The sequence below is a fragment of the uncultured Planktosalinus sp. genome, assembly GCF_963973675.1.
Taxonomy (GTDB): Bacteria; Bacteroidota; Bacteroidia; order Flavobacteriales; family Flavobacteriaceae; genus Planktosalinus.
Genome location: NZ_CAXBAN010000345.1, coordinates 1 through 2,892 on the forward strand (window position 1 = coordinate 1; position 2,892 = coordinate 2,892).

Annotated in this window: 2 protein-coding genes; both read right to left on the reverse strand. The window is 38.6% G+C overall.

Annotated elements, in window-relative coordinates; genetic code table 11:
* Window positions 1-536, reverse strand: a 536-nt coding sequence (locus tag AACY61_RS11680; RefSeq protein WP_339611760.1) for a hypothetical protein, incomplete at its 3' end; no start/stop codon positions are given.
* A 16-nt stretch (window positions 537-552) separates the two neighbouring features.
* Complete coding sequence (locus AACY61_RS11685) at window positions 553-2,148, reverse strand: T9SS type A sorting domain-containing protein (protein ID WP_339611761.1); 1,596 nt, start codon at window positions 2,146-2,148, stop codon at window positions 553-555.
* Window positions 2,149-2,892 lie beyond the last annotated feature (744 nt).

Genomic DNA, 2,892 nt, shown 5'->3' on the forward strand with positions numbered 1-2,892 from the left:
AAAGAATAATTGAAAAAGTCAGGATTATGGTCGCGATTTTTTGCATAACCATTGTAACCTGTTTGAGTAACACCTTTCATGGCTTCTTGCCAGATATAAGGATTATTCGGATCATAGCTGGCATACCAACTGTCAGGCAAGTAGGTATAACTAGGGTTAAGCCAACCTTCCCATTCATCTATTTTTCCTCTAACGGTACGGGAAATTTGGCCTCCGGCTTGCAGTGACCAATTGGTACCCACTGGAGTGGCAAGATCACTAACCTTTACGCCGGCGGCGTTATATGATATTGATATCGGGACTTTTACTCCATCCATTTCATAAGTATAAAGCGGTATACTGATGTTAGGAATACCGGTAGCTGTATTAACTTGCGTGACGCCTACCTCATAAAGCGCACTCGATGTGGGCGATTCGGGCATATTGACTGTATTATAGTCTACTGTTTTCCCGGGCGTGGTTTCTCGTTGACCTAAAGCAACTTGCAAACAAACCATCACAACAAGGACGGTAAGTACTGTTGTTTTTCTATTCATTAATTTTTTTTTCATTTTAATTCCCTTTTAATATTTTAACACTCTGAGTTTGTACATCTGTGGCCACAGTTACTAAATAAATCCCTAACGGTAGACCGGCTAAATCAACCGGTATGGTATTTGACTTTACTTTAAATTGCTGCAACTGTCGGCCGGCAATGTCATATACATACGCAGTTCCTTCATCAAATTCATGGTTAACAATCACATTGCTAAACCGGTCAGTAGGGTTGGGGATGGCTTCAAGTCCCGGAAATCGTTCTTTATCCTCTTTGTCCTTGTCTTTTAATTTTACAACCCAAAAGTCACTTCTTCCTTGACGACTGTTCCTGTCCCTGGAAATTTCACTACGTGAAGTCCCTGCTAAAACATACCCGCCATCCCGGGTTTCCAAAAGCTTACTTAGCACATCCTCGCCATTGCTGCCCACTGTCTGCCTCCATAATTCCTCTCCTTCATTGTTGATTTTCAAGGCGATATAATCATTGATACCTTTTGGGTTGCCCTTTGATAACCCGCGGGTCTCGGTTTTTGCATACCCGCCAATAAGGATTGTGCCGTCTTTGTTTTCTATCAATGAAGTCAGTAGGTCGGTCTCACCAAAATCATAGATTTGCTGCCATTCAATTTCACCACGATCATCCAATTTTAAAACCCAAAAGTCTGAGCCGTTTTTAGAGGGCTCGCTTTTCCTGCCGGTTGCTCCTGAAGAAGAATGACCTCCCAACAAATACCCCCCTTCAATACTGGGTAAAATCGTGTTAAGTTGGTCATCTTGTTCACCTCCAATAGTCCGTTGCCATTGTTGGTTACCCCGTTTGTCCAGTTTTAGTATCCAGTAATCCCCATTGCCAAAACCTTCCTCATTTTTATTTCCTGATATAGGGGAATTGGAATACCCACCAACGATATAACCCTCATCTTCGGTTTGGGAGATACTTTGCAGTTCATCTTTATAAATACCGCCATAGGTGCGTTCCCATTCAACCATTCCCTCACTGTCCAACTTTACGATCCAATAGTCCAGGTTGCCAAAATGAGTGGATACTTTATCACCTGAAGGACGCGAGCTTGTAGTAGCCCCAATGATATAACCTCCATCCTTGGTTTGTTTGATTTCATGTATAATTTCCTTGCCAGTGCCACCAAAACTTCGTTGCCATTCTTCATCGCCCTTAGCATTGAGCTTGATGATCCATAGATCTTCCTGTCCATGGGAATCTTCAAGTTTGGAAAACCCTTCCATCGAAGTGGAATTGCCCCCCAAAATAAAACCACCATCACGGGTGCCTTGTATGCTTTTCAAAAAATCATTCCCGTTTCCGCCAAAGCTTTTTTGCCACTCCATGTCGCCCTTCTCATCCATTTTCCAGACCCAATAATCAAGCCCCGAGATGCGTTCATCCAACTTGTTACCAGATTTGCCCGAGATGGAACTTCCGGCTAGAATAAAGCCATAATCAGCGGTGGGTTGTGCATCAAACAGATACTCTGCATGAAGGCCTCCATAGGATTTCTCCCAAAGGATATCTTGTGAAAAAAGTGGTGAAACAAAGCCGGTAATTAATACTGCGAATCCGACAAATAAAATTTTAAATGGATGTGTTTTCATTATTGTTTATTTTAGAAGTACAATCTTTAAATCTTGGTTTTTATAAGTAATCCCTAAAAATAGGTGGTGATCAATGTATAGTGTGAGCTGAAAAAACGTAATAGTGTTCATACGAAGCTTAATTAGTGAAATACGTGTTGAATAATTGACTAATGAGATGCTTCGATAAAAGAAAAAGTGTTGAAATCTGTTACACCTTTGAAGAAATAATTCAAGGTAAAGCGATCAAAAAATTTAAAAAGTGAGAGAAATAAAGAGTCTAAAAAATGGGTAAACGTAGGATTCAAAAAAAACATATGCACGCACAATTAGGTTAACAATAAATCTTTTAATTTATAAACTTGGGGAGTTTAAATCAAAATTATTCTTTGCGGCAATGTTTGAATGGCTAAACAAATAAATATGTTAATGAAAACCAAATGAAATCTTAAATAAAAACACACTTTAACATTTTAAAAAAGTTGTATTTTCTGTAGTGAAAAGATTGTTAGATAGTTATGTTAATATTTAAAATAAAAAAAATATTTTGACTCAATTAAAATGAGTTGTTTTACCAAAAACAATTAATTTCTTCAAATACCAACTATGTTCAACTGGGGAAAATTCAACCCAAAACCACACAAAATTCACCTCTCCTGCATCACAATCAAATTCCAAATTTCTTAAATCCAAGAGGAATGTCCGGTCCAAAAGTATTTTTTACACCATCAGAATACAGAAATAAATAGTGAAATTGAGGAGTAA